This window comes from Burkholderia sp. NFPP32, assembly GCF_900119325.1.
Lineage (GTDB): Bacteria > Pseudomonadota > Gammaproteobacteria > Burkholderiales > Burkholderiaceae > Burkholderia > Burkholderia pyrrocinia_C.
Window position 1 is genome coordinate 499,544 of sequence record NZ_FPJP01000001.1, and the last position, 25,391, is coordinate 524,934.

Sequence of the window (25,391 nt, forward strand, 5' to 3'; positions counted from 1 at the left end):
GCGCGCATGTTCTCGGATACCGATTTCGCCCACATGGAGCGCGCGCTCGCGCTCGCCGCGCGCGGCATGTATACGACGGCGCCGAATCCGCGCGTCGGCTGCGTGATCGTCAAGGACGGCGACGTGATCGGCGAAGGCTTCACGCAGCCGGCCGGCCAGGACCACGCGGAAGTGCAGGCGCTGAAGGACGCGCGCTCGCGCGGCCACGACGTCGCGGGCTCGACCGTCTACGTGACGCTCGAGCCGTGCAGCCATTTCGGCCGCACGCCGCCCTGCGCGAACGCGCTGAGCGAAGCGCGCGTCGCGAAGGTCGTCGCCGCGATGGAAGACCCGAATCCGCAGGTGTCGGGGCGCGGCCTCGGCATGCTGCGCGACGCGGGCATCGACGTGCGCTGCGGGCTGCTCGCGCACGAAGCCGGCGAACTGAACATCGGCTTCGTGTCGCGGATGACGCGCGGCCGTCCGTGGGTGCGGATGAAGACCGCCGCGTCGCTCGACGGGCGCACCGCGCTGCCGTCCGGCGAAAGCCAATGGATCACCGGCGAGGCCGCGCGCCTCGACGGGCACGCGTGGCGTGCGCGCGCCTGCGCGATCCTCACCGGCATCGGCACCGTGCGCGAGGACAACCCGCTGCTGACCGTGCGCGGCATCGACACGCCGCGCCAGCCGCAGCGCATCCTGGTCGACAGCCGCCTCGACCTGCCGCTCGACGCGCGACTGCTCGAGGGCGCGCCGCTGCTGATCTTCTGCGGCCGGCTCGACGCGAGCGGCGAAATGCGCGCGAACGTGCTGAAGGCGCGCGGCGCGGAAATCGTGTCGCTCGCGAATGCGCACGGCAAGGTCGACCTGCCCGCGATGCTCGCGGCGCTCGGCGCGCGCGGCGTCAACGAACTGCACATCGAGGCCGGCCACAAGCTGAACGGCTCGCTGCTGCGCGAGCAATGCGTCGACGAATTGCTCGTCTATCTCGCGCCGAGCCTGCTGGGCGCCGACGCGGCCGGCATGTTCGACCTCGCCGCGCCGGCGAGCCTCGACGCACGCACGCGGCTGTCGTTCCACGGCATCGAGCGGATCGGCGACGATCTGCGGATCCTGGCGCGTGTCGCGCCACCCGACGCCACGCACTGAACGGGACCGTCACGATGTTTACCGGAATTGTCGCGGCCGTCGGCCGCATCGAATCGATCGATCCGCTCGGCACGTCGGCCGATGCAGGTGTGCGCCTGACCGTGCTGGCCGGCGGGCTCGATCTCGCCGATGTCGCGCTGGGCGACAGCATCGCGATCCAGGGCGCGTGCATGACGGTGATCGAAAAGACCGACGCCGCGTTCGACGTCGACGTGTCGCGCGAAAGCCTGAACCGCACGGTCGGCCTCGCCCAGCCCGGCGAAGTGAACCTCGAGAAGGCACTGCGCGCGCACGACCGCCTCGGCGGGCACATCGTGTCGGGCCACGTCGACGGCCTCGGCACCGTGTCGCGCTTCGCGCCGGTCGGCGAGTCGCACGAGCTGCGGATCGTCGCGCCGCGCGAGCTGGGCCGCTATCTCGCGTACAAGGGGTCGATCACGGTCAACGGCGTGAGCCTGACCGTCAACACGGTCGACGATCGCGCGGACGGCTGCGAATTCTCGATCAACCTGATTCCGCACACGGTCGAGGTCACGACGCTGCGTCAGCTGAAGGCCGGCGACAAGGTCAATCTCGAAGTCGACATGATTGCGCGGTACGTGGAGCGAATGCTGTCGACGTCGCAAGGCGTGCATCAGGACTGATCGTCCTTTTTCGTGCTTTCTTGAGAATCGCGGCCGGCGGTTCGGCCCCCGGCCGCCCGGGTCCGCATCGCCGCCGTTTTCTGCCCACACCGGCCGCCGTGCGCGAACCGCTACGTGTACCGGCGAGCCGCTCCATGAGCACATTGCCGCCTCGTCGGGCGATCCGCCTTTCAGCGCTTCACTGCCTCGTCGATGACGGGGCGACGCCCCGGCCCCATTTCAAACCGCAGCCTGTCCGGTCGGCCGGTCGATTCCGATATCCGCGGTCCATCGATACGATTCCCGTCGCATCCGCTCGTCGACTCGCGGGCCCGATCCTCGGCCGAACGGCCAACGACGCGCACGGGTCACGCCGTCGCGCTAAGATGCGTCGACAGCGGTTTCAACGCCGCAACGCACGACGCGCCGCGCACCGGCCGCCCCTCTTCCCACAGGAGTCGTTCCCATGTCCATCTCGATGTACCAGGCTTCGCTGCCCGTCCTGATCCGCGGCCTGACCAACCTGCAGCACATCCTCGGCAAGGCGCAGGCGCACGCGGCCGAGAAGCAGATCGACCCGTCGGTGTTCGTCGGCGCGCGCCTCTACCCGGACATGCTGCCGCTCGTCCGCCAGGTCTACATCGCGACCGACACGGCCAAGGGCTGCGCCGCGCGGCTCGCCGGTGCCGAGATCCCGAGCTACCCGGACGTCGAACAGACTTTCGACGAACTGGACGCGCGCATCCAGAAGACGATCGACTACCTGAAAAGCTTCGACGCCGCGCAGATCGACGGCAGCGAGGCGCGCCAGATCGTGCTGAAGATGCGCGTCGGCCCGATCGAGTTCACCGGGCAGTCGTACCTGCTGAACTTCGTGCTGCCCAACTTCTTCTTCCACGTGACGACCGCGTACGACATCCTGCGCCACAGCGGCGTCGAGCTCGGCAAGCTCGACTACCTCGGCGGGCGCGACTTGCACGCATGACGCGCGGCGGCCCGGCCGGGCCTGCCGCGCAGGCCGGCCGCACCGCCTTCCGGAGCGCTTGCCGGCCGAGCGCAACCCGCGCCAGCCGAAACGCCGTCCGGCTGGCGTAAAATACGCACTTTCCTCTTTCTCGCCCCCTTATGACGCTCGCCTCCACGCTCGACATCATCGCCGAGCTGAAAGCCGGCCGGATGGTGATCCTGGTCGACGAAGAAGACCGCGAAAACGAGGGCGACCTCGTGATCGCCGCCGAATTCGTCACACCGGAAGCGATCAACTTCATGGCCAGGTACGGCCGCGGCCTGGTTTGTCTGACGTTGACGCAGGAACGCTGCAAGCAGCTGCACCTGCCGCTGATGACCTACCGCAACGGCACGCAATACGGCACCGCGTTCACGGTCAGCATCGAAGCGGCCGAAGGCGTGACGACCGGCATCTCGGCCGCCGACCGTGCGCACACGATCGCCACGGCGGTCGCGCACGACGTGCGTCCCGAGCACATCGTGCAGCCGGGCCACGTGTTCCCGATCATGGCGCAGCCGGGCGGCGTACTCGTGCGCGCGGGTCACACCGAGGCCGGCTGCGACTTCACCGCGCTTGCGGGCCTCACGCCGGCCGCGGTGATCTGCGAGATCATCAAGGACGACGGCACGATGGCGCGCCTGCCCGACCTGATCGAATTCGCGAAGGAACACGGCCTGAAGATCGGCACGATCGCCGACCTGATCCACTATCGCAGCCGCACCGAATCGATCATCGAGCGGATCGCCGAGCGCACGATGCAGACCGCGCACGGCACGTTCCGCGCGGTGCTGTACCGCGACCAGCCGAGCGGTTCGCCGCACATCGCGCTGGTGCGCGGCGCGCCGTCGCCCGACGTCGATACGCCGGTGCGCGTGCACGAGCCGCTGTCGGTGCTCGACCTGCTCGAAACCGGCGTGTCGACCCACTCGTGGACGCTCGACGCCGCGATGCGCGAGATCGCGGAGCGCGACCTCGGCGTGATCGTGCTGCTCAACTGCGGCGACACGAAGGAACACCTGATCGACGTCTTCAAGGCGTTCGACGAGGAAGAAAAGGCCGCTGCGCTGAAGCGCCGGCCGGTCGATTTCAAGACGTTCGGCATCGGCGCGCAGATCCTGCGCGATGTCGGCGTCGGCAAGATGCAGGTGCTGTCGAATCCGCGCAAGCTGGGCAGCATGTCCGGCTACGGCCTCGAAGTCACGGGCTTCATTCCGATGCCCGGCGGCGAAGCCAAGTCCTGCCCGGCGTCCAACGCGTAACCCGCCACGGCGCTTTCGCCCTATAACCGTTCATCCACACCACGGACAAGATCATGGAAATCGGACAATACCAACCGAATCTCGAAGGCGACGGCCTGCGTATCGGCATCGTGCAATCGCGCTTCAACGAACCCGTGTGCAACGGTCTCGCCGACGCGTGCGTCGAAGAACTGGAGCGCCTCGGCGTCACCGGTGAAGACGTGCTGCTCGTGTCGGTGCCCGGCGCGCTGGAAATCCCGCTCGCGCTGCAGAAGCTCGCGGAAAGCGGCCAGTTCGACGCGCTGATCGCGCTCGGCGCGGTGATCCGCGGCGAGACCTACCACTTCGAACTCGTGTCGAACGAGAGCGGCGCGGGCATCACCCGCATCGGCCTCGACTTCAACCTGCCGATCGCGAACGCGGTCCTGACGACCGAAAACGACGAGCAGGCCGTCGCGCGCATGACCGAAAAGGGTCGTGACGCCGCACGCGTCGCCGTCGAGATGGCCAACCTGACGATGGCGCTCGACCAACTCGGCGACGACGACGAGGATGAAGAAGAGGACGAAGACGACGAAGAGGAGCGCGCATGAAGAAGAGCGCCCGCCGACAATCGCGCGAGCTGGCGACGCAGGGCCTGTATCAGTGGCTGCTGTCGAACGCGCCCTCCGGCGAGATCGACGCGCAACTGCGCGGCGCGCTCGGTTACGACAAGGCTGACAAGGAGCTGCTCGAAGCCATCCTGCACGGCGTGATCCGCGAGCACGCGACACTCGTCGAAGCGCTGACGCCGTCGCTGGACCGTCCGATCGAGCAGTTGTCGCCGGTCGAACGCGCCGTGTTGCTGATCGCGACGTTCGAGCTCACGCACCACGTCGAAACGCCGTATCGCGTGATCATCAACGAAGCCGTCGAACTCGCGAAGACGTTCGGCGGCTCCGACGGCTACAAGTACGTGAACGGCGTACTCGACAAGCTCGCCGCGAAGCTGCGCCCCGCCGAAACGCAGGCGCGCCGCAACGGCTGATACCGTTTGTTTGTCAACGGGCGCGCAAGCGCCCGTTTTTCGTTCTCCCTCCTCCGCCCCGCCCGATCGACCCATGAATACCACCGCCGATTCGCTCGTCACGCTCGCCGCACGCGTCGACGCGATCCAGCCCTTCTACGTGATGGAACTGATGAAGGAGGCACAGCGGCTCGAGTCGTCCGGGCGCGACGTTATCCACATGGGCATCGGCGAACCGGATTTCACCGCGCCGGAGCCTGTCGTCGAAGCGGCCGCGGCCGCGCTGCGCCGCGGCGTCACGCAGTACACGAGCGCGCTCGGCATTGCGCCGCTGCGCGAGGCGATCGCCGCGCACTACGCGCGCGCGTATGGCCTCACGATCAGCCCCGAACGGATCGTCGTGACGGCCGGCGCGTCGGCCGCGCTGCTGCTCGCGTGCCTCGCACTCGTCGGCCGCGACGACGAGGTGCTGATGCCCGACCCGTCGTATCCGTGCAACCGGCACTTCGTCGCGGCGGCCGAAGGCCGCGCGGTGCTCGTGCCGAGCGGCCCGGACGCGCGCTTCCAGCTCACCGAGGACGACGTCCGCACGCGCTGGGGCGACCGCACGCGCGGCGTGCTGCTCGCGTCGCCGTCGAACCCGACCGGCACGTCTCTCGAGCCGGACGAACTGAAGCGGATCGTCGAAGCCGTGCGCGCACGCGGCGGCTTCACGATCGTCGACGAGATCTATCAGGGGCTCAGCTACGACGCTGCGCCCGTGTCGGCGCTTTCGTTCGGCGACGACGTCGTCACCGTGAACAGCTTCTCGAAGTATTTCAGCATGACCGGCTGGCGGCTCGGCTGGCTCGTCGTGCCGCCCACGCTGGTCGGTACGTTCGAGAAGCTCTCGCAAAACCTGTTCATCTGCCCGTCCGCGCTCGCGCAGCACGCGGCGCTCGCGTGCTTCGAGCCGGCCACGCTCGACATCTACGAAGCGCGCCGGCTCGAATTCAAGCGCCGCCGCGATTTCATCGCGCCGGCGCTCGAACGGCTCGGCTTCACGGTTCCGGTGATGCCCGACGGCGCGTTCTACGTGTATGCGCATTGCGGCGGCGTTGCCCACCCGGCGGCCGGCGACAGCGCCGCGCTGACGCAGGCGATGCTGCACGACGCGGGCGTCGTGCTGGTGCCCGGCATGGACTTCGGTGTCCATGCGCCACGCGACTATATCCGTCTGTCCTATGCAACGGCCTACTCGCGGCTCGAAGAGGCGGTCGATCGGCTTGCAACGCTGTTCGGGCAGCACTGACGTCGCGGCCGGCACACCGGCCGTTCCACACGCCACAAAAGGAAAAGGCACCCGCATCGGGTGCCTTTTTCATTTCCTGCCGGCCGGAACCGCGCGGTACGCGTCAGGTTACGCGCCGAGCTCCGAATGGTCGCCGTGCGCCTGCTTCGCGGTATCGACGCTCGCGTCGTCCTGCGGCGACGTTTCCTTCGACGCCGTCGTCTTCGCCGACGTCGCGGTTTCGAGCGTCGCACGCACGCGCTTCGCGCCGCCTGCCGATGCCGTTACGGCAGCGGCCGTGACGATCGGCTTCGCCGGCGCCTGCGGTGCATTGACCGGCACGCTGCGGCCGTGCGACACGTCGCGCAGCCGGCCGCGCTCGGCCATCACCTTCGCGCCGTATGCGTTGTCGTCGGGGTTCGTCGAGCCGTTGTACAGCCGCAGCCCGTTCGCGAGCGAGCCGCCGCGGGCGATGCAGTCCTTCAGCACGAGCGCGCCGACCTGGAGGTTCGCGAGCGGCTGCAGTGCGGTATCGGTGCCGCCGAAATACTCGAACTTGTCGGAATGGACCTTCGACATGACCTGCATCAGGCCCTTCGCGCCGACGCCGCTTTCGGCGTAAGGGTTGAAGCCCGACTCGATCGCCATCACGGACAGCAGCAGCAGCGGATCGAGGCCGACGTCACGGCCGGTCTGGAACGCGGCCTTGACGAGCTGGCCGAGCGGCTCCTGTGCGATGCGGTAACGGCGCGACAGATAGGTCGCGACGAGCGCCTGTTCGCGGTTCGACGCGAGCGCACGATCGTCGCGCGCGTCGGCCGGCACCCGCTGGGTCGGGATCAGTTTCGCGAGCGCGACGGGCGACGGGCCGTTGCGGGCCGGATCGGACGCATCGCCCTGCGCGGCGGCTTCCGGTGCGACATCGAGGCCGACCGCAAGCGCGTCCGTTTCGGGACTCTCTTCCTGCTGCGGCTGCGCGCCGGCAGGCGCGAAATTCGGCAGCGGATGGCCGGACAGCAAACGGGCAGGCCCGGCCTGCACGGCCGCGGATACGACCGGCATCAGCTTCGCGGCAAGCGTGCCGCGCACGGTTGGCAGCAGCCACAGTGCAAGTGCAACCGCGACAGCGAGACAGCCGACAACGCTGAATAGATGGTGACTGACACGCGTCCCGCGACGCAGCATGTCGCGCACGATTTGCGCATGCTGCTCAGTGGGACGCCACGATAACCAAGCGTTCATTCAGATCATCTCCCATGAACATGACTCGTGCGGCTCGCTCAGCTCGATGGCGAGACAGAAACGCGCCGCGGAATCACGACGCCGCACGCCTTGGTTGGGACGTGCAAGCATCGGGGAAACGGTATAAGTACCGTTCGAGGCCACGGTGTAAGAAGGCCGACGCCTTCGCACACTGGGCGAGACGGGCATACGCGGTGGCACCCACGCAAAAAACCAGCGTCTGGTAGCGCTGGCTGGGACTACGACTAAGGCCGTCGAATACGCCGTGCAGGGTTCGGCGGACGGTGACGCGCTGCGTCAAAGATCGGTGATTGGCGGCTCGAAGCCTTTTACCCTGCAACCAATGTGAGCGGATTCTAGCAGGGTTTTATAGATCGTCAACACTATAAAATCTCAAAATCATAACAAAAAGTAATTTAAAGCCGCCCTTCAGATCGGGAGCCCCGTGCCGTAGGGCGTTTGCGCGCGATCGACTTTTTTCGCGGTCGGGCGTCCATGCGGCGGCCCGGGTAAAATCGTCGGTCGATTCGGGGCCGCAGCCGGCCGCTGCGCCCGCCCACCGTCGCCCGCCATGCGGGCGGCCCGGACCTTCTTCATGAAATACAAAGACTTACGCGATTTCATCCAGCGCCTCGAGGCGCTCGGCGAACTGCGGCGCGTCACGCAACCCGTGTCGCCCGTGCTCGAAATGACCGAGCTGTGCGACCGCGTGCTGCGTGCCGGCGGCCCTGCGCTGCTGTTCAACGCGCCGCCCGGCCATGCGTTTCCCGTGCTCGGCAACCTGTTCGGCACGCCGCGCCGCGTCGCGCTGGGGATGGGCGTCGATGCGGGCGACGACGCCGCGCTCGATTCGCTGCGCGATCTCGGGCGCCTGCTGTCCGCGCTGAAGGAGCCCGATCCGCCGAAGAGCCTGAAGGACGCCGGCAAGCTGCTGTCGCTCGCGAAGGCCATCTGGGACATGGCGCCGAAATCGGTGTCGTCGCCGCCGTGCCAGGAGATCGTCTGGGAAGGCGCCGACGTCGACCTGCACAAGCTGCCGATCCAGACCTGCTGGCCCGGCGACGCGGGGCCGCTCGTCACGTGGGGCCTGACGCTCACGCGCGGTCCGAACAAGTCGCGCCAGAACCTCGGCATCTACCGCCAGCAGCTGATCGGCCGCAACAAGCTGATCATGCGCTGGCTCGCGCATCGCGGCGGCGCGCTCGACTTCCGCGAATTCGCGCTGCAGAACCCCGGCAAGCCGTATCCGGTCGCGGTCGTGCTCGGCGCCGATCCGGCCACGACGCTCGGCGCGGTGACGCCCGTGCCCGATTCGCTGTCCGAATATCAGTTCGCCGGCCTGCTGCGCGGCAGCCGCACCGAGCTCGCGAAGTGCCTGACGCCCGGCGTCGACACGCTACAGGTGCCCGCACGCGCGGAGATCGTGCTCGAAGGCTTCATCCATCCGCAGGACGGCACCCCTGCTCCCGCTCCGGCCGGCGCGCCGCCGCGGCCGGCCGGCAACGCGTCCGCCGCGTACGAACACGCACTCGAAGGGCCGTACGGCGACCACACCGGCTATTACAACGAGCAGGAGTGGTTCCCTGTGTTCACCGTCGAGCGCATCACGATGCGCCGCGACGCGATCTACCACTCGACCTACACGGGCAAACCGCCCGACGAGCCCGCGGTGCTCGGCGTCGCGCTCAACGAGGTATTCGTGCCGCTGCTGCAGAAGCAGTTCACGGAGATCACCGACTTCTACCTGCCGCCCGAAGGCTGCAGCTACCGGATGGCCATCGTCCAGATGAAGAAGAGCTACGCGGGCCACGCGAAGCGCGTGATGTTCGGCGTGTGGAGCTTCCTGCGGCAGTTCATGTATACGAAGTTCATCGTGGTCGTCGACGAGGACGTGAACATCCGCGACTGGAAGGAAGTGATCTGGGCGATCACGACGCGCGTCGACCCCGTGCGCGACACGGTGATGGTCGACAGCACGCCGATCGACTATCTCGACTTCGCGTCGCCGGTTGCCGGTCTCGGCTCGAAGATGGGGCTCGACGCGACCAACAAGTGGCCCGGCGAGACGAACCGGGAATGGGGCCGTCCGATCGAGATGGATGCGGCCGTGAAGGCGCGCGTCGACCGGCTCTGGCAGGAGATCGGACTCTGAGGCCGTACGGCCGGCGCCCGCCGGCCCGTGCATCGCACCCATCACCAGAACGACGAAGATGAGCTTTCCTCCCGCCTCGATGCTGTCCGACGGTTTCTTCCTGTCGCTGTCGCTGTGTCTCGACATCGGCCTCGTGAACGTCGCGATGCTGTCGCTGACGCTGTCGCACGGCTTCCGGCCGGGCTTCTGGCTCGGCGTCGGCTCGTGCGTCGGCGATCTCCTCTACGCGGCGCTCGCGCTCGCGGGGATGGCCGTGCTGCTGCAGTTCGAGGCCGTGCGCTGGATCGTGTGGATCGGCGGCGGCGCCGTGCTGCTGTTCCTCACGTGGAAGATGACGCGCGAAGCGTTGGCGCCGGCCAGGGCGGCCGACGACGCGGACGAGGCACCGCCGCCGCGCGCAAGCGCGCGGCGCAGTTTCCTGCGCGGGATGCTGCTCGCGATGTCGTCGCCGAGCGCGATCCTGTGGTTCGCGGCGGTCGGCGGCGCACTGATCGCAAAAGCCGGCGCGACCACGCCGGCCACCGCGTCGGTGTTCCTGTCGGGTTTCTTCCTCGGCGGCCTCGCGTGGACGCTCTTCATGTGCACGCTCGCGAGCCAGGGCCGCAAGCGCGCGGGCGCCGGGCTGATGCGCGCGTGCCACGTCGCGTCGGCGCTGCTGTTCGCGTATTTCTCGTACAGCGTGATCGTCGGCGGCTACCGCGACCTGATCGCGCACGCGGCGTAAGCGAAGCCGACCTGCACGAGCCGCGCGTCGAGCGGCGGCACTAATAAAAAACGGCGCAGCGCCCCTCGCGGGACGTTGCGCCGTTTTGCCACGCGCGGTCAGGCCGCGCGGGACGAATCAGCGACGCCAATAGCCGTGATGGCCCCAGCCGCCGTAGCCATGACGCCAGTACGGACGACCGTAGTAACCACCGTAGCCGCCGACGACCACGGCGGGCGGCGGCGCATAGTAGGCCGGTGCCGGTGCGTAGTACACGGGCGGGGGCGGCGGCGCGTAGTACACGGGCGGCGGCGGTGCATAAACGGGATACGCGGGCGCAACCGGGATACCGATGCCGACCCCGATCGACACGTGAGCCTGCGCGGCGCTTGCGGCACCCAGACCCAGCGCGGCGGCGGCGATGAACGGAATGAGCTTTTTCACTTCGATTCTCCTGCTGGAGCGGTATTTTATGCGCTCCTGTCGGCAACGGCGGGCATGCACGTCGCATGGAAGCAATGTAGCGAAAACCCGCCTCTCGCGTGTTTCGCATTTGTTGCAAATTGCAATTGCAGGCGGCCGGAGCCGCCGTGCGGCGTGGCTTCCGCGGCCTGCGGCGACCCTTGCGGGTCGCGCGATTCCGTCCGACGAGTCGGGGCGCGACGCGACGGCCGGTCAGTCTTACCGGATACGGCACGCGCGGCGGGCACGCGCACGTAATGAACGATTACAAATTTGAAACAGGACGCCGACAATTCAAGAGGAACGCGCGCGCAACATGTTTCGGGGTCGGATTCATCGATCGGAATTCAACCGTAGCGCCGGACGCAAATACGCGTGCGAATCGTGCCGCACGCCGGAAATGAATACATGCGTCCGCGCAGCAATCGACCTTCCACGACCACACCTTTATTCCTGCGATACTGGCGGCTGCTTCGTTTTCGCTTACGTCCGCCGCCATGCCTCTTCCCGACACACCCCGTCTCGGCTTCATCGGCACCGGCCGCCTCGCGCGCTGCGTTGCGCAGCGCTTCGCGCAGGCCGGCTTTCCCGTTGTCGCGATCGCGAGCCGCACGCCCGAACCGGCCGCGGAGCTCGCCGCGCGCATCGCCGGCTGCCGGGCCGTCGACACGCCGCAGCAGGTCGCCGACGCCGCCGACCTGATCTTCCTGACGGTTCCCGACGACCATCTCGCGTCGACCGCCGCGGCGCTCCGCTTCGATGCATCGCGCGCCGCCGGTCAGGCAGTCGTCCACTGCAGCGGCGCGTCGGCGGTCGCGCTGCTCGATCCGGCGAAACGGCAAGGCGCGGCCACCGGCGGCTTCCATCCGCTCTACCTGTTCGGCGGCACCGACGCCGACCTCGCACGCATCGACGGCTGCTCGGTCACGATCGAAGCCGACGGCGCGCTGCACGCGACGCTGATGCGACTTGCCGCCGCACTCGGCTGCCATCCGCTGTCGATTCCGGCCGGCGGCCGGATGCTCTATCACGCGGCCGCGCATTACGCGGCGAGCTTCGCGCTGTGCGGGCTGTCGGAAGCGGTCGAGCTGTGGCGCGGCCTCGGTTTCGACGAGGAAGCCGCGCTGCGCGCACTGCTGCCGATGCTCGCCGGCACGATCGAAACCGCGCGCGACAAGGGGCTCGCGAACGCGCTCGCCGGCCCGGTGTCGCGCGGCGATACCGGCATCGTCGAACGCCAGCTCGCGCTGCTCGAAGCGCGTGGCGGCGATCACGCGACGCTGTACGCGCTGATGACGCGCCGTGCGGTCGCGCTCGCCGCGAAGCGTGCCGCGCCGCCGGCGTCGCTGCCGGCGCTCGCCGAAGCCGTCGAAACGTCGCTCGCGCGCACGGCCGCGCCCCCCTCCCCGTCGCAAGACGAGGCGTGATAAGGTGTCGGCCGATGCGCCGCCATCCGGCGTTGGCGGCCGCACGCTACTCGACTGTATAAAAAGGATGCCAACGATGTTCGGCGAGATCGCCCGTTTTCTGCTCAATACCGTCTTCACGCTGTTCGGCGCCGCGCTGATCCTGCGCGTCTGGATGCAGGCCGTCCGCGTGCCGCCGTACAACCCCGTCACGCAGGCCGTGCTGCAGGCGACCAACTGGCTCGTGCTGCCGCTGCGCCGCGTGATCGCGGGCGTACGCGGCATCGACTGGGCCAGCGTCGTCGCCGCGCTGCTGACCGCGCTCGTCTACGTCGTGCTGATGGTCGTGATGGCCGGCTTCGACCCGGCCGCGGTGATCCCGACGCTGGTCGTGGTCGCGCTGCTCACCGTCGTGAAGTGGGCACTCAACCTCGTGATCTGGATGACGATCCTGATGGCGCTGCTGTCGTGGCTCAACCCGCGCTCGCCGGCGATGCCGATCCTCTACCAGCTCACCGCGCCGTTCCTGAACCCGCTGCGCCGCATCATCCCGAACCTCGGCGGCATCGACCTGTCGCCGATCCTGCTGTTCGTGATCGTGCAGGTGCTGCTGATGATCGTCACGCGCGCCGCCGTGTCGCTGACGATCTTCGGCATCTGACCGACGCTGCCCCCTACGCCGCCGGCCCCTGCGCCGGCGGCGCGCCTAGCGTGTCGATCACGCCGAAGCGCGCAGGAATCATCGCGTAGCACACGCGCACTTTCTCGCGCGACAACCGTTCGAGCAAACGCTGCGCCTCGTCCTCGGTGACGATGAATTCGACCTCGATCGCGAGCGAACCCTGCAGTTCGAAGAAGCGGTCCTCATGCAGCACACGATGCTGGCCGAAGCCGGCCATCGCGCGAAACGCGGAACCGCCCGCGACGCCCATCCGGTTCGCCTCCTCCAGCAGCCATTCCCACAGCGGCTTCCAGTGCAGCCGGTGCTGCTCGTGCACATAGAAACGCAAGAACACCCTGTCCATCGCTCCCTCCGATGGCGGCACGCTCAGGCCGCCGCGAGCCACGCGCGCGCGGTCCACATGCCGAGCGCCGTCAGCGCGAACGATCCAGTCAAGTGTAGGGCAGCCACCGCAAACGCCCATCCGAATTCGCCCTGCAACGCATGCGTCATCACTTCGACCGAATAGGTCGAGAACGTCGTGAGGCCGCCGAGGAAGCCCGTGATCACGAACAGCCGCCACTCGGGCGGCAGCCCGACGCGGGTCGTGAACACGACGGCGGCGATGCCGATCACATAGCCGCCGATCAGGTTCGCGGCGAGCGTGCCGAGCGGCACCTCGGGAAAGAATGCGTTGAGCGCGAGGCTCAGGAACCAGCGCAGCAACGCGCCGAGCCCGGCGCCGACGAAGATCGCGACGATCGAATAGAACAAGGGCACTCCTCGCTGACGACGCCGCGTGGCGGATGCGGCCTACGCTGAACTGTATGCGGAATCGCGCCGCGGCGGCAACGCCGGCGGAGCGGGCCGTCATACGCCGGATCGTGTCGCACGGGCGCGATGCATTTCATTATTCCGGCGAATCCGCCGCACTCGATATTTTCCGATGCATTACGCAGGACATTACAAATAAATTAAAAAAACAGATTGATTATCTAGCCGCATTTTCAAAATCGGCAAAGCCGCTTCGCACGCTGTGCGCCAACGTTGAAAATCCCATATTTCACGGGGCTTCCGCGTAGTTTCCCTTATCAGACATTCCCGTATCCGGCCGATATTTCATGCAATTGACTTCGCCGATTTTGTAGACTTGTTCCGCCAACCCACTCCATCGACATGGAGACTCGAAAAATGAACAATATCCGCCCGTCATTCATGTTGATTCCGGCACTGTGTGCGTCGCTGCTCGCATCGAGCGTCGCGCTCGCCGACGGCAACGGACCGCCGTCCTACGTCGAAGGCAACCGCGCGCCGAAAGGGTACGCGCGCCCGCCGTTCCACACGAAGCCGCGCGCGAGCACGGCTTCGATATCCGGCCTCACGCCCGCGCTCGCCCGACACGCGTACGGGTTCGACACGATCGCCAACCAGGGCGACGGGATGGTCGTCGCGATCGTCGACGCGTACGACGACCCGAAGATCGAGGCCGATCTCGGCGTGTTCAGCAACGCGTTCTCGCTGCCGGCCTGCACGTCGTCGAACGGTTGTTTCACCAAGGTGTACGCACGCGGTACGCGGCCCAGGACCGATTCGGGCTGGGCGCTCGAGATGTCGCTCGACGTCGAATGGGTGCATGCGATCGCGCCGAAGGCCAAGATCATGCTCGTCGAGGCCGCGTCGGCCAGCTTCAGCGACCTGCTGGCCGCGGTCGACGTCGCGGTCAAGCGCGGCGCGTCGGTCGTGTCGATGAGTTTCGGCGGCAGCGAGTTCGGCAGCGAGACCGGCTTCGACAGCCACTTCAACGTCGCGGGCGTCACGTTCGTCGCGTCGTCCGGCGACAGCGGCACCGGGACCGAATACCCGGCCGCGTCGCCGTACGTGGTGGCGGTGGGCGGCACGACGTTGTCCATCGATGCGTACGGCAACTACGTCGGCGACGCGGCGTGGAGCGGCAGCGGCGGCGGCGTGAGCACCGTCGAGGCCGAGCCGGCCGGCCAGACCGCGTGGCCGGTTCCGGTCGCCGGCAAGCGCGGCGTGCCCGACGTCAGCTACGACGCGAATCCGTCCAGCGGTTTCGCGGTGTACGACTCGGTCACCTACCAGGGGCAGGCGGGCTGGTTCCAGGTCGGCGGCACGAGCGCGGGCGCGCCGCAATGGTCGGCGCTCGTCGCGATCGCGAATTCGCTGCGCGCGGCGGCCGGCAAGAGCCGGTTGAGCGGCACCTACGACTCGCTCTATACGGTCGGGAAAACCGCGTACGGCAGCGATTTTCACGACGTGACGACCGGGTCCAACGGCAATTGCGGCAGCGTCTGCAACGCAGCCGGCGGCTACGACTACGTGACGGGTCTCGGTTCGCCTCAGGCACCTGCGCTCGTGCAGGCGCTCGTCGCCCAGCCCTAGCCGCGCGGCCGCCGCCGGTCGGTCCGCGGCGCGGCGTTCAGCCGCCGCGCCATGCGCGGTCGAGCGCGGTCAGCGTCGCCAGCGCACCGCCCTTCAACCCGATCACGTCCGCACGGCGCGCATGCGCTTCGCGCGCGTTGATGCGGATCACGTCGGCGCCGAGCCGCTCGCTCAGCAAGCGCACGGTCGGAATCGCGGTACCCGCGCCGATCTCGACCACGGCGACGCGCCCGGCCCGCGCGATCCAGTCTTCCAGCGCACGTTCCTGCGCGTCGTAGCGCGCGCCGAGCCAGCCGGTGTCGCCGAACATCAGGATGTTCGGCCGCGCGAGGCCCCCGCAGCGCGGACAGCGCGGCGCTTCGCCGACCAGCCGGCAGGTAGCTTCGTCGACATCCGGCACGAACGGCGCCGCGTCCCACGTGTCGTCCGAGCACGGCCGCAGGCACTGCATCGCGTGAATCGAGCCGTGGATCTCGACGATCCGAGTCGGATCGAAGCCGGCTTTCTGGAACTGGCCGTCGACGTTGCTCGTCAGCACGAAGCCGCCATTCGGCATCGCGTCGATCCAGCGACGCAGGATCGCGAAACCCGCATGCGGCACCGTCGCGCGGTAAAGCGCGAGACGGTGCCCGTAGAACCCCCACGCGAGTTGCGCACGCGCACGGAACGCGTGCGGCGATGCGATCTCGTGGAATTCGAAACGCTCGTGGCGCAGCGCCGGATACGCACGCCAGAAGCCGTCCGTGCCGCGAAAATCGGGCAAACCGGAATCGACGCCGATGCCCGCGCCGGCCGTCACGAGCAACGCGTCGGCGCGCGCGAGCGCGTCAACGGCGGCAGCGGTGGAGTCGTCGGAATCGGGGAACGGCATGATGGGGCGGCGGTGACGTCAAACGGTGCGCGGGCGGCGTCGCGATCATACGCCGGTTCGGGTGCCGTGCCGCATGCGCGATGCAAAGGCACGACGCGATCGCAACGTCGTGAGTCCGCGCGGCGCCCGGCTTTTCCCGCTGCAGCGGACGCAGCGAAGCCCGGGCAACGTCGCGATCCGCCCGCCTCCCCGCCTGCTCAGCCATCCGAATCGTCTTGCGCGACCGGAATCTCGTCGACCGCGAAATAGACCGGCTTGCCGAGCTGCCGCGCGAGGCTGACGTCCGCATCGGCGCCACGCGACGCGCCGTTGATCCGCCATACGGCATCGCAGCGCCGCAGCAGCCGGTGCGCGGCCGGATACAGGAACGCCTCGCTGATCTCGTCGCCGACCTGCCGCGACCCGGCCGCGACCGCGAGCGGCAGCGACACCCATTCACCGATCATCGGCACATGCCCGCGGCGATACACGGCGAGCGCCGCCGCTTCCAGCCGGTGCAGGTTCGCGGCGATGCGCGCCGGGTCGCCGTCCGTGCCGCTGCGATAGGGGCCGGCGACCAGCACGAGCAGCGGCGTCATGCCGTGCGCGCGCCGGCGGTTTCCCGCAGCGCGACGTACTGCAACAGCATGATCGTCTTCGCGTCGACGATCTCGCCGCGCTCGACCGCGTCCAGCGCCGCCTGCAGCGGCATCTCGACGACCTCGAGATCCTCGCCCTCTTCCGCGACGCCGCCGCCGTCGCCGGTGCGCAGCGACGCATCGTATTCGCCGACGAAGAAATGCAGCTTCTCCGTCACGGACCCAGGGCTCATGAACGCCTCGAACACCTTGCGCACGCCGCGCACGCGATAGCCGGTCTCCTCCTCGGCCTCCGCGCGGATGCGTGCTTCGGGCGTCGCATCGTCGAGCAGGCCGGCAGCGGCTTCGAGCAGCATCCCGTCGTGCCCGCTGACGAACGCCGGCATCCGGAACTGCCGCGTCAGCAGCACGTCGCCCGTGCCGGCATTGCGCAGCAGGATGGTCGCGCCGTTGCCCCGGTCGTAGGTCTCGCGGCTCAGGCGCTGCCACGTTCCGTCGCGGCGCAGGAAATCGAACGTCACCTTCTTCAGCACATACCAGTCATCGGACAGCACCGTCGTATCGACGATGCGCACGCGATCCCGCGTTGCTGCCATCGCAGCCTCCCATTCGACAAAAGACGGCGCCCATGGTAACGTGCATATTCGTGCAACTTCAAGAAATTTCGTGCAAACACGATGCTGACGACGCAACGCAAGAAAGCGATCCTCGATACGCTCGCGCGCGACGGCCAGGTGCTGGCCGTCGAATTGAGCGCGCAATTCGGCGTGTCCGAAGACACGATCCGCCGCGACCTGCGCGAGCTGGCGGCCGAAGGCCTGCTGCAGCGCGTGCATGGCGGCGCGCTGCCGGCGTCGCCGGCCGTCGCGCCGTTCGCGCAGCGCGAGGTGCTCGAAACGGCGGAAAAGCGGCGCATCGCACGCCGGGCCGCGCAGATGATCGCGCCCGGGCAAGTGGCGATCGTCGACGGCGGCACGACGTCGGCGCTGCTCGTCAGCCAGTTGCCGGCCGACCTGCGCGCGACGATCGTCACGCACAGCCCGAGCGTCGCCGTCGCGCTGGCCGCGCATCCGTCGATCGACGTGATCCTGATCGGCGGGCGGCTCTACAAGCATTCGATCGTCGCGGTCGGCGCCGCGGCGATGGAAGACATCGCGCGCATCCATGCGGACCTGTACTTCATGGGCGTCACGGGCGTGCATCCGGTCGCGGGGCTCAGCACCGGCGATTTCGAGGAAGCGGCGATCAAGCGCGCGCTGGCCGAACGCGCGGCCGAGACGGTCGTGCTCGCGTCGCAGTCGAAACTGCGCGCGGCGTCGCAGTTCGTGATCGGCGACATCACGCTCGCGCAAACCGTCGTGGTCGAGAAGGAAACCGAAGTAGCGCTGACGAAGCCGATCGAGGCCGCGGGCGTGACGGTCGTGCGAGCATAGCGGCAGCGGTTCGAATCCGTGCGGTTGCGCAGGATCTCGACTGCGGGCTTTCATCACGCCAACGCCGCACCGATGTCAGCGTGCTGACAGGTGCCGCTTGCTAACATGGGCGCCCGCCCGATCGCCACGCGCCGCACGCACGATGCCCTCGCCCTCCGCCAAGATTCCGCCTGCACCGCCCGCAGGCGATGCACCGCCGCCCGGCATCCTCGCGCTGTTCGTCGCGTTCGCGCAGATCGGCCTGACCAGCTTCGGCGGCGGGCTGAGCGGGCGGATGATGCGCGACTTCGTGCACGAGCGGCGCTGGCTCGACGAAGAGGCGTTCCTCAACGGCCTCGCGCTGTCGCAGGCGCTGCCGGGCGTCAACGTGAAGAACCTCGCGATCTGGATCGGCTACCGGCTCGCCGGATGGCGCGGCGCGGTGGCCGGCTTCACCGGCATCATCGCGCCGCCGGCCGTGCTGATCGTGCTGTTCGGCGTCGCGTTCTCGACCCTCACGCGCTTCCCGCTCACGCATGTCGCGCTCGCCGGCGCGGCGGCCGCGGCGATCGGGCTGTCGATCTCGATGGCGATCACGGCCGTGCGCCGGCTGCCGCGCCGCGCTTTGCCGTTCGCGGTAATGACGCTCACCTTCGTGTCGGTCGCGGTGCTGCACTGGCCGCTCGTATGGACCGTGCTGGTCGGCGGCACGCTGAGCGTCGCGCTCGAATACCGCCGCGCGGCCGCCGCGCCGACCGGGAACGACAAGCCATGACAATGACCGCGTCGCAACGCTACGCCGCGCTGTTCGGCGTGTTCGCGCCGCTGTCGATCGCGACGATCGGCGGCGGACAGACGATCATCGCCGACCTCCAGCGGCAGATCGTCGACGTACATCACTGGATGACCGCCACGCAGTTCGTGAACGACTTCGCGATCGCGCGGATGGCGCCCGGCCCCGGCTCGCTGCTTGCCACACTGATCGGCTGGCAGGTGGCCGGCTTCTGGGGCGCGGTGATCGCGACGCTCGCGCTGTTCGGCCCGACCGCGTTCCTGATCTACGGCGTCGCACACCTGTGGCGGCGACACCAGGGCGCGCGCTGGCAGATCGCGCTCGAAGCCGGCCTGCGTCCGGTCGCGGCCGGCATGATCGTCGCGTCGGTGTGGGTGCTGCTGCAGGCGCTCGACGGCGGCTGGCCAGCACGCGCGATCGCGGTCGCATCGACGCTGTGCGTGATGGTTTCGCGCATTCACGCGCTGCTGCTGATCGCCGCGGGCGCGCTGCTGCTCGTCGGCGTGCACGCGATCGGCGGCGTGTAGCGCATACCGCCGTCGCACCTCAACGCCGCGCCACGCGAACACCTGAACGCCTAGACGCCGCGAAACACCGGCGCGCGCCGCTCCGCAAACGCACGCAGCCCTTCGTCGAAATCCGCGCCTTCGCACGCGTGCCGGCGCAGCTCGGCGATCCGCTCGAACGCATCGACCGGCAACGGCCGTGCGTCCTGCAGCACGCGAAACTGCTCCTTCACGGCGTGCACCGCGAGCGGCGCCTTCGCGGCGATCGTGCGCGCGACGTCGAGCGCCGCATCGTCTACGCCACCCGTGTCGGCCAGCCGGTTCACGAGCCCGTGATGCGCGGCGCACTCCGCATCGAGCGGCTGCGCGCAGAAGAACATCTCCTTCAGCACGTGGATCGGCAGGTTGTCGTAGAAGCGCAGCAGGCCGCTCGTCGAATACGGCAGGCCGATGTTCGCGGGCGTCATCGCGAAGCGCGCGTCGCGCGCCGCGACGACCAGGTCGCAGCTCATCACGAGATCGACCGCCCCGCCCCACGCCGATCCCGCCACCGCCGCGATCACCGCGCCCGGATAGGTCCGCACGCGCCGCAGCGCCCGTTCGAGCGGCTTGCCGTATGCGAGCGGATCGCGGTCGTCGGCCAGTTCGCGCAGGTCGTGCCCCGCGCTCCACACGTCGCCGCTGCCGTTGTTCGACAGGATCACGACGGGTGGTGGACCCAGCTCGGCAAGCGCATCGAGGCGCGCGACGAGCGCATCGAGCAACGGTGCATCGAGCGCGTGCCGCCGCGCCGGATTCGCGAACCGCACGCGCGCGATCCGCTCGCCGATCATGTCGACCGTCACGCGCGATGCGCTTTCGTGTTTCGTCGCATCGGTCATTGCACGGCCTCCGCCATCGCTTCCGCCTGGAAGATCGCACGCCCGGCCAACAGTGCGTCGATCGCGTCGTCGCCGTAGCCCGCTTCGCGCAGCACGTCGACCGTATGCTCGCCGAGCAGCGGCGGCGCATGGCGCGTGCGCGGCGCGGGCACTTCGTCGCCCATCCCGCCGAGCGGCGTGACGACCTGGTGCAGTGTCCCGAGCGTCGGATGCGCGACCGGTTCGACCAGCCCGCAGTATGCGAGCTGCGGATCGTCGAACACTTCGTCGAGCGTATTGATCGGCCCGGCCGGCAGCCCGGCCTCGACGAAACGCTGCGTCCATTCGCGCTTGCCGCGCGTGCGCAGCCGGCTTTCGAGCAGTGCCTTCAGCGCGTCGCGGTGCTCGACGCGCGCATCGTTGGTCGCGAAGCGCGGATCGTTCGGCAACTCGGGCAGATCCAGCAACCGGCACAGCCGCAGCCACATGTCGGTCGTGATCGGCGCGAGGTTGAGCGGCCCGTCGGCCGTCTCGAACACGCCGTACGGCGCGATCACCGCATGCGCGTTGCCGGTACGGCGCGGCACGTCGCCAAGGCTCAGGTAGCGTTGCCCGTGCACGCTCAGCAGCGCGACGAGGCTTTCGAGCAGCGACGTGCCGACATGCTGCCCGCGCCCCGTGCGCTCGCGCTCGAACAGCGCGGCCGTCACGCCGGTCGCGACCCACATCCCCGAGCTGAGATCGCCGATCGCTGTACCGGTGCGGGTCGGCTCGCCGTCCGGGAAGCCGGTGAGGCTCATCAGCCCCGCATAGCCCTGCGCGATCTGGTCGAAGCCCGGCCAGTCGCGCAACGGGCCGCGCGGGCCGAACGCGGTGACGCTGCCCATCACGAGCCGCGGATCGCGCGCGCTCATTGCGGCGTAGCCGAGCCCCATCGCGTCCATCGTGCCGGCCTTGAAATTCTCGATCACGACGTCGGCCTGCGCGATCAGCCGCCGCACGACGTCGAGGCCGGCCGGCTGCCGGAAATCCACGCAGACGCCGCGCTTGTTGCGGTTGCAGGACAGGTAGTACGTGCTCACGCCGCGATCGAACGGCCCCCACGCGCGGCTCATGTCGCCGTTCGGCCCCGACTCGACCTTGATCACGTCGGCGCCGAGATCGGCGAGCACCATCGAGCAGAACGGCCCCGACAGCGCGCGACTCAGATCGACGACCCTGATTCCTTGTAATGCCTGCATTCCGGACTCCTGATATTGATGACTGGATGTTGCGTGCTTCCGTACGATCGCGGCGCGCCGCTCATTCGGGCAGCGTCTGGTGGCGCGTTTCGACCGCGAACGGCAGGATCAGGATGCCGAGCACGAAGGCGGCCGCGGTCCACGCGACCGGTACGCCGAGCGAACCGTAGCCGTGAATCGCGGCGCCGAGCAGGAAGTTCACGCCCGCGCCGATGAAGCGGCCAACCGACGCGTTGAACGCGAACGCGGTCGCCCGCACGCGCGTCGGATACTGCTCGGGCAGCCACAGCGAGAAGATCGCGAAGTTGCCGCCGAAGAAACCGAGGAACGCGAGCGACACCATGAACGCCGTGAGCCCGTTCGGCTGGTAGAACGCCCAGCCGAACGCGAACACGATCGCACCGGCCATGCCCGTGAAATACACGCCGAGCGCCGCGCGGCGGCCGAGCCGTTCCGACAGCCACGGCGCGACCAGGCAGCCGGCGATCGTCGCGCACGACAGGATCGCCGCGCCGACCGATGCAAGCCGCATTGCGCCGATGTGATCGATGCCCGCGCGCGCCGCCAGCGTACTGACCGCGCTCGCCTCGTAGACCGAGCCGGCCCACAGCCCGACGATCGCGACGCCGACGAGGCTCGCGCTCGTCAGCGTGCGGCGCAGCAACGCCGGCGCGAAAATCTCGCGCAGCGGATGCGCCCGCCGCGCGTCGGCCACATCGCCGTCGCGCGCGTCGTGCCGGCGCCACTGCCCCGGCTCCTTCACGCGCATCACGGTGAACACCGCGAGCAGCGCGGGAGCCAGCCCGCACAGGAACATCGCGCGCCAGCCGTAGGTCGCACCGATCGTGTAGTTCAGGCAGGCCGCGATGAAGAAGCCGAAGTAGTAGCCCGTCTGCAGGTAGCCGGCGCCCATCTTGCGGCGGTCTTCCGGCCAGCTCTCGGCGACGTAGGTGCCCGCGAGCGCCCATTCGCCGCCGACGCCGATCCCGGCAATCAGCCGGCACGCGGCCAGCGCCCACACGTCGTGCACGAACGCGGCCGCGCCGGTGAACACCGAATAGATCAGGATGCTCGCGGCGAGCGTGCGCACGCGGCCGAAGCGGTCGGCGAGCGGCCCCCAGACGAACGACAGCCCCCAGCCGATCAGGAACAGCGCGAACAGGATCGAGCCGTACATCCCGAGATTCGCGGGCGTCGCCGCGATGCCGGATGCCGGCAGCAGTTCGGTCAGTGCGGGAATCAGCACGAGCGCGTAGATCACCGAATCCACGCCGTCGAGCACCCAGCCCGCGTACACGGCCCAGAAGCCCTTGACCTGCTCGCGCGTGAGCGGCGTGCGCCGCGGCTTCGCGCCGGCCGCCGGCGCGTCGATCGCCTTGAACATCTTCGTCTCCTTGCCGGCGGGGCCGGCGCTGTTGCCGCGTCCGGTCCGGGATGGCCGGCAGGCTGGCTCTTTTGTGAGACGAGTATAGAAATACCTTCGATCGCCGAAAAATATGATATTCATCTTGATCGATCGGATTGGCTTATGGCTTGAATCGGGAGACGGCGGCGATGGACTTGAGACAGTTGCGCTATTTCGTGAAGGTCGTCGAATGCGGCAACGTCACGCATGCGAGCGAGGCGCTGCATGTCGCGCAGCCCGCGGTGAGCCAGCAGATGCGCAATCTCGAACAGGATCTCGGGATGCAGCTGCTCGAACGGAGCGTGCGCGGCGTCGCGCCGACCGCCGCCGGCCGCACGCTTTACCAGCATGCGCTCGAACTGCTGCGCCAGGCCGACGGCACGCGCGAACTGCTGCGCCGCGACGCCGATACGCCGCAGGGCCGCGTGACGGTCGGCATGCCGTCGAGCACCGCGCGCGTGCTGGCGATTCCGCTCGCACGCGCGGTGCGCGACCGCTATCCGGGCATCATGCTGGAGCTGATCGAGGCGCCGAGCGCCGATCTCGACACGCTGCTCGAGCGTGCGCGGCTCGATCTCGCGATCGTCGTCGACGCGGTCGACACGCGCGGCATCGCGATCCACCGGCTGCTGACGGAAACGCTGTACCTGATCACGTGGCCCGGGTTTCCGGTGCCGGACGATCCCGTGCCGCTCGATACGATCGCGCGGATGCCGCTCGTGCTGCCGAGCGCGCCGAACACGATCCGCAACCGCGTCGACTGGGCGATGCGCGAGGCCGGGCTGTCGTACGAGATCAGCTTCGAGGCGAGCTCGACCGGGCTGCTGTTCGCGGCCGTGATGGCGCAGCTCGGCGTGACGATCCTGCCGTGGACGGCCGCGCACGTCGAGATCGAGGAACGCAAGCTCAAGCTGTCGACGGTCGCGCACCGGCTGTTCGCGCGCGACCTGTCGCTGTGCAGGCACGATACGGCGCTCGTCAGCAACGCGGTGCAGAAGGTGAAGGCCGAGATCGTGCGGCTGTTCGACATGCTCGGGCGGCGGACGGAGTGGGCGGCCGGCGATGTCGGCCGCGCGTGACCGGCGCGGCGCGGGCGCGTGCCGCGCGTGGTTCGCTCGCGTGGCGCGTGCTCGATTTCTTCGTCGCGGTGATGATGCTCGGCTTCGCGGTACGTTTAGCGATCGATGCGCTTCAGGCGTCAGCGGCCCGATAGCTTGCGAAACGCGTTGTGCGCGTCGGCATGCAGTTCGAAGCCGATGCCGGGTGCTTGCGTTACGCGTGCGTAGCCGGCGTCGACGGTTTCGCCATCGGCCAGTCCGCTGAACGGATGGAACGCGAACGGATTGACTTCCGCGCCGCCGAGCCCGAGCGCCGCAACGACGTGCAGCGAAAACAGGTGGCCGCCGTGCGGCCAGAACGCGTCGCGCCGCCAGCCGCGCGACACGAAGTGGTCGACGATCTGCAGATAGCCCGGCAGCCCGTAGCAATGCACCGGATCGAACACGAGCACGTCGCGGTCGTTGCGCAGGCCGCCGTAGCGGTCGAGCAGCTTCGCTTCCGCAAGCGAGAACAGCGCTTCGCCGGCCGCGATCGGCGGTGAGTATCGCGCGGCAAGCTCCGCCTGGAGCGGTAGGTCGAGCGGGTCACAGATGTCCTCGAACCACCAGAGGTCGAACGGCGCGAGCATCGTCGCGGCGGCTTGCACGGTCGTCGCGTCGTATGTGTTCATCGCATCGACCGCGAGATGCGAGCTGTCGACGAGCTGGGCAGCGGCGGCTTCGATGCGTCGTCGGTCCTGATCGAGATCCGCGCCGCCGATCTTGATCTTCGCGTGCGTGTAGCCGAGATCGGCAATGCGACGGATCTCGTCCGACAGGTGCGCGAGATCGTCATGCGGATAGCGGTAGCCGCCGCCCGCGTATACGCGCACGCGTGGCGCTGCCGTGCGTGCGAGCCGGTCGGCGAGAAAGCGATGAAGCGGCAGGTTGGCGATTTTCGCGGCGGCGTCCCAGATCGCCATGTCGAGCGTGCCGACCGCGACGCATCGTTCGCCGTGTCCGCCGGGTTTTTCGCCAACCATCATCGCGCGCCATGCGCTGAACGGGTCGAGGTTGGTGCCGGCTTCGTCGGCGAGCGTGTCGGCCGCGGCCAGCAGGCGCGGCGCGAACCGTTCGCGAATCAGGCCGCCCTGCGCGAAACGGCCGACCGATGCGTAGCCGTAGCCCGTCACGGGGCGGCCATCGCGCACGACATCGGTGACGACCGCGACGACACTCGTCGTCAAGCCGCCGGAGGGAATGGCCGGGTCGGCATAGCGAGAGACGGGGATCGCTTGCTCGCGGACGGCGGTGATGCGCATGGTCGGGTTCCGGTGGACGTCCGGCGCATGCGGATGGTTCTTACGCGCTGTCGCTGGAACGGT

The 25,391-nt window shown here is 68.6% G+C and carries 27 protein-coding genes; 16 read left to right on the top strand and 11 right to left on the bottom strand.

Annotated elements, in window-relative coordinates:
• Positions 1-6 precede the first annotated feature (6 nt).
• The 7 genes from ribD to BT264_RS02330 all read left to right on the top strand — a co-directional run bounded on the left by ribD (position 7) and on the right by BT264_RS02330 (position 6,295).
• The gene (ribD, locus tag BT264_RS02300) at positions 7-1,128 is read left to right on the top strand and encodes a bifunctional diaminohydroxyphosphoribosylaminopyrimidine deaminase/5-amino-6-(5-phosphoribosylamino)uracil reductase RibD (protein ID WP_072436125.1); all 1,122 of its coding nucleotides are present in this window, start codon (positions 7-9) and stop codon (positions 1,126-1,128) included.
• Between the two features lie 14 nt (positions 1,129-1,142).
• Positions 1,143-1,772, top strand: coding sequence for a riboflavin synthase (locus BT264_RS02305; protein ID WP_072436126.1), 630 nt, complete (start codon positions 1,143-1,145; stop codon positions 1,770-1,772).
• Between the two features lie 445 nt (positions 1,773-2,217).
• Entirely contained in the window at positions 2,218-2,736 is a 519-nt protein-coding gene (locus BT264_RS02310; RefSeq protein ID WP_072436127.1) for a DUF1993 domain-containing protein, read from the top strand.
• A gap of 140 nt (positions 2,737-2,876) precedes the next feature.
• Complete coding sequence (gene ribBA / locus BT264_RS02315; RefSeq protein WP_034182948.1) at positions 2,877-4,019, top strand: bifunctional 3,4-dihydroxy-2-butanone-4-phosphate synthase/GTP cyclohydrolase II; 1,143 nt, start codon at positions 2,877-2,879, stop codon at positions 4,017-4,019.
• 53 nt (positions 4,020-4,072) lie between these two features.
• A complete protein-coding gene (ribH, locus tag BT264_RS02320) occupies positions 4,073-4,591 on the top strand; it encodes a 6,7-dimethyl-8-ribityllumazine synthase (protein WP_011351235.1) in 519 nt (172 codons plus the stop codon).
• A complete protein-coding gene (gene nusB / locus BT264_RS02325) occupies positions 4,588-5,025 on the top strand; it encodes a transcription antitermination factor NusB (RefSeq protein ID WP_072436128.1) in 438 nt (145 codons plus the stop codon). The genes ribH and nusB overlap by 4 nt, the downstream gene beginning before the upstream one ends.
• A 73-nt stretch (positions 5,026-5,098) precedes the next feature.
• The gene (locus tag BT264_RS02330) at positions 5,099-6,295 is read left to right on the top strand and encodes a pyridoxal phosphate-dependent aminotransferase (RefSeq protein ID WP_072436129.1); all 1,197 of its coding nucleotides are present in this window, start codon (positions 5,099-5,101) and stop codon (positions 6,293-6,295) included.
• 108 nt (positions 6,296-6,403) lie between these two features.
• Here the strand turns inward: BT264_RS02330 and BT264_RS02335 are convergent, their stop codons facing one another.
• Entirely contained in the window at positions 6,404-7,516 is a 1,113-nt protein-coding gene (locus BT264_RS02335; RefSeq protein ID WP_072436130.1) for a lytic transglycosylase domain-containing protein, read from the bottom strand.
• A gap of 595 nt (positions 7,517-8,111) precedes the next feature.
• On the opposite strand from BT264_RS02335, the gene BT264_RS02340 reads away from it, so the two are divergent.
• Together BT264_RS02340 and BT264_RS02345 are read left to right on the top strand one after the other, a co-directional pair.
• Positions 8,112-9,668 (top strand): UbiD family decarboxylase, encoded by a 1,557-nt coding sequence (locus tag BT264_RS02340; protein ID WP_072436131.1) that lies wholly within the window; start codon positions 8,112-8,114, stop codon positions 9,666-9,668.
• Between the two features lie 58 nt (positions 9,669-9,726).
• On the top strand, positions 9,727-10,392 hold the full coding sequence (locus BT264_RS02345) for a LysE family translocator (RefSeq protein ID WP_072436132.1): 666 nt from the start codon (positions 9,727-9,729) through the stop codon (positions 10,390-10,392).
• Between the two features lie 117 nt (positions 10,393-10,509).
• Here BT264_RS02345 and BT264_RS02350 read toward each other — a convergent pair whose 3' ends face one another.
• The gene (locus BT264_RS02350; protein WP_027783774.1) at positions 10,510-10,815 is read right to left on the bottom strand and encodes a hypothetical protein; all 306 of its coding nucleotides are present in this window, start codon (positions 10,813-10,815) and stop codon (positions 10,510-10,512) included.
• 515 nt (positions 10,816-11,330) lie between these two features.
• Between BT264_RS02350 and BT264_RS02360 the strand changes: the two genes are divergently transcribed.
• Together BT264_RS02360 and BT264_RS02365 are read left to right on the top strand one after the other, a co-directional pair.
• The gene (locus BT264_RS02360; RefSeq protein ID WP_072436134.1) at positions 11,331-12,260 is read left to right on the top strand and encodes a Rossmann-like and DUF2520 domain-containing protein; all 930 of its coding nucleotides are present in this window, start codon (positions 11,331-11,333) and stop codon (positions 12,258-12,260) included.
• Between the two features lie 76 nt (positions 12,261-12,336).
• A complete protein-coding gene (locus BT264_RS02365) occupies positions 12,337-12,900 on the top strand; it encodes a YggT family protein (RefSeq protein ID WP_072436135.1) in 564 nt (187 codons plus the stop codon).
• A gap of 13 nt (positions 12,901-12,913) precedes the next feature.
• Here the strand turns inward: BT264_RS02365 and BT264_RS02370 are convergent, their stop codons facing one another.
• A complete protein-coding gene (locus tag BT264_RS02370; RefSeq protein ID WP_034183430.1) occupies positions 12,914-13,264 on the bottom strand; it encodes a DUF190 domain-containing protein in 351 nt (116 codons plus the stop codon).
• 23 nt (positions 13,265-13,287) lie between these two features.
• Positions 13,288-13,674 carry a fluoride efflux transporter CrcB gene (gene crcB / locus BT264_RS02375; protein ID WP_072436136.1) on the bottom strand — a complete coding sequence of 129 codons (387 nt, stop codon included), beginning with the start codon at positions 13,672-13,674 and terminating at the stop codon, positions 13,288-13,290.
• 441 nt (positions 13,675-14,115) lie between these two features.
• Here crcB and BT264_RS02380 point away from each other — a divergent pair, with 441 nt between their 5' ends.
• Positions 14,116-15,303 (top strand): S53 family peptidase, encoded by a 1,188-nt coding sequence (locus tag BT264_RS02380; RefSeq protein WP_371287027.1) that lies wholly within the window; start codon positions 14,116-14,118, stop codon positions 15,301-15,303.
• A gap of 37 nt (positions 15,304-15,340) precedes the next feature.
• Here BT264_RS02380 and BT264_RS02385 read toward each other — a convergent pair whose 3' ends face one another.
• From BT264_RS02385 to BT264_RS02395, 3 genes are all read right to left on the bottom strand, one after another.
• Positions 15,341-16,174: an SIR2 family NAD-dependent protein deacylase gene (locus BT264_RS02385; RefSeq protein WP_072436138.1), complete on the bottom strand. Its 834-nt coding sequence runs from the start codon at positions 16,172-16,174 to the stop codon at positions 15,341-15,343.
• 197 nt (positions 16,175-16,371) lie between these two features.
• On the bottom strand, positions 16,372-16,752 hold the full coding sequence (locus BT264_RS02390) for a TIR domain-containing protein (RefSeq protein ID WP_072436139.1): 381 nt from the start codon (positions 16,750-16,752) through the stop codon (positions 16,372-16,374).
• Positions 16,749-17,348: an NUDIX domain-containing protein gene (locus BT264_RS02395; RefSeq protein ID WP_048243154.1), complete on the bottom strand. Its 600-nt coding sequence runs from the start codon at positions 17,346-17,348 to the stop codon at positions 16,749-16,751. Before BT264_RS02395 ends, BT264_RS02390 begins: the two co-directional genes overlap by 4 nt.
• 81 nt (positions 17,349-17,429) lie before the next feature.
• Here BT264_RS02395 and BT264_RS02400 point away from each other — a divergent pair, with 81 nt between their 5' ends.
• The 3 genes from BT264_RS02400 to BT264_RS02410 all read left to right on the top strand — a co-directional run bounded on the left by BT264_RS02400 (position 17,430) and on the right by BT264_RS02410 (position 19,484).
• The gene (locus BT264_RS02400) at positions 17,430-18,185 is read left to right on the top strand and encodes a DeoR/GlpR family DNA-binding transcription regulator (protein ID WP_072436140.1); all 756 of its coding nucleotides are present in this window, start codon (positions 17,430-17,432) and stop codon (positions 18,183-18,185) included.
• 142 nt (positions 18,186-18,327) lie between these two features.
• Entirely contained in the window at positions 18,328-18,939 is a 612-nt protein-coding gene (locus BT264_RS02405; RefSeq protein WP_072436141.1) for a chromate transporter, read from the top strand.
• Positions 18,940-18,941: 2 nt separating this feature from the next.
• The gene (locus BT264_RS02410) at positions 18,942-19,484 is read left to right on the top strand and encodes a chromate transporter (RefSeq protein WP_072436142.1); all 543 of its coding nucleotides are present in this window, start codon (positions 18,942-18,944) and stop codon (positions 19,482-19,484) included.
• Positions 19,485-19,534: 50 nt separating this feature from the next.
• On the opposite strand, the gene scpB is transcribed toward BT264_RS02410, so the two are convergent.
• The 3 genes from scpB to BT264_RS02425 all read right to left on the bottom strand — a co-directional run bounded on the left by scpB (position 19,535) and on the right by BT264_RS02425 (position 22,948).
• A complete protein-coding gene (scpB, locus tag BT264_RS02415) occupies positions 19,535-20,344 on the bottom strand; it encodes a methylmalonyl-CoA decarboxylase (RefSeq protein ID WP_072436143.1) in 810 nt (269 codons plus the stop codon).
• Positions 20,341-21,564: a CaiB/BaiF CoA transferase family protein gene (locus tag BT264_RS02420; protein ID WP_072436144.1), complete on the bottom strand. Its 1,224-nt coding sequence runs from the start codon at positions 21,562-21,564 to the stop codon at positions 20,341-20,343. The genes scpB and BT264_RS02420 overlap by 4 nt, the downstream gene beginning before the upstream one ends.
• A gap of 61 nt (positions 21,565-21,625) precedes the next feature.
• On the bottom strand, positions 21,626-22,948 hold the full coding sequence (locus BT264_RS02425; RefSeq protein ID WP_072436145.1) for an MFS transporter: 1,323 nt from the start codon (positions 22,946-22,948) through the stop codon (positions 21,626-21,628).
• Positions 22,949-23,118: 170 nt separating this feature from the next.
• Between BT264_RS02425 and BT264_RS02430 the strand changes: the two genes are divergently transcribed.
• Complete coding sequence (locus BT264_RS02430; protein ID WP_072436146.1) at positions 23,119-24,048, top strand: LysR substrate-binding domain-containing protein; 930 nt, start codon at positions 23,119-23,121, stop codon at positions 24,046-24,048.
• 119 nt (positions 24,049-24,167) lie between these two features.
• On the opposite strand, the gene BT264_RS02435 is transcribed toward BT264_RS02430, so the two are convergent.
• Positions 24,168-25,328 carry an enolase C-terminal domain-like protein gene (locus BT264_RS02435; RefSeq protein WP_072436147.1) on the bottom strand — a complete coding sequence of 387 codons (1,161 nt, stop codon included), beginning with the start codon at positions 25,326-25,328 and terminating at the stop codon, positions 24,168-24,170.
• Positions 25,329-25,391 lie beyond the last annotated feature (63 nt).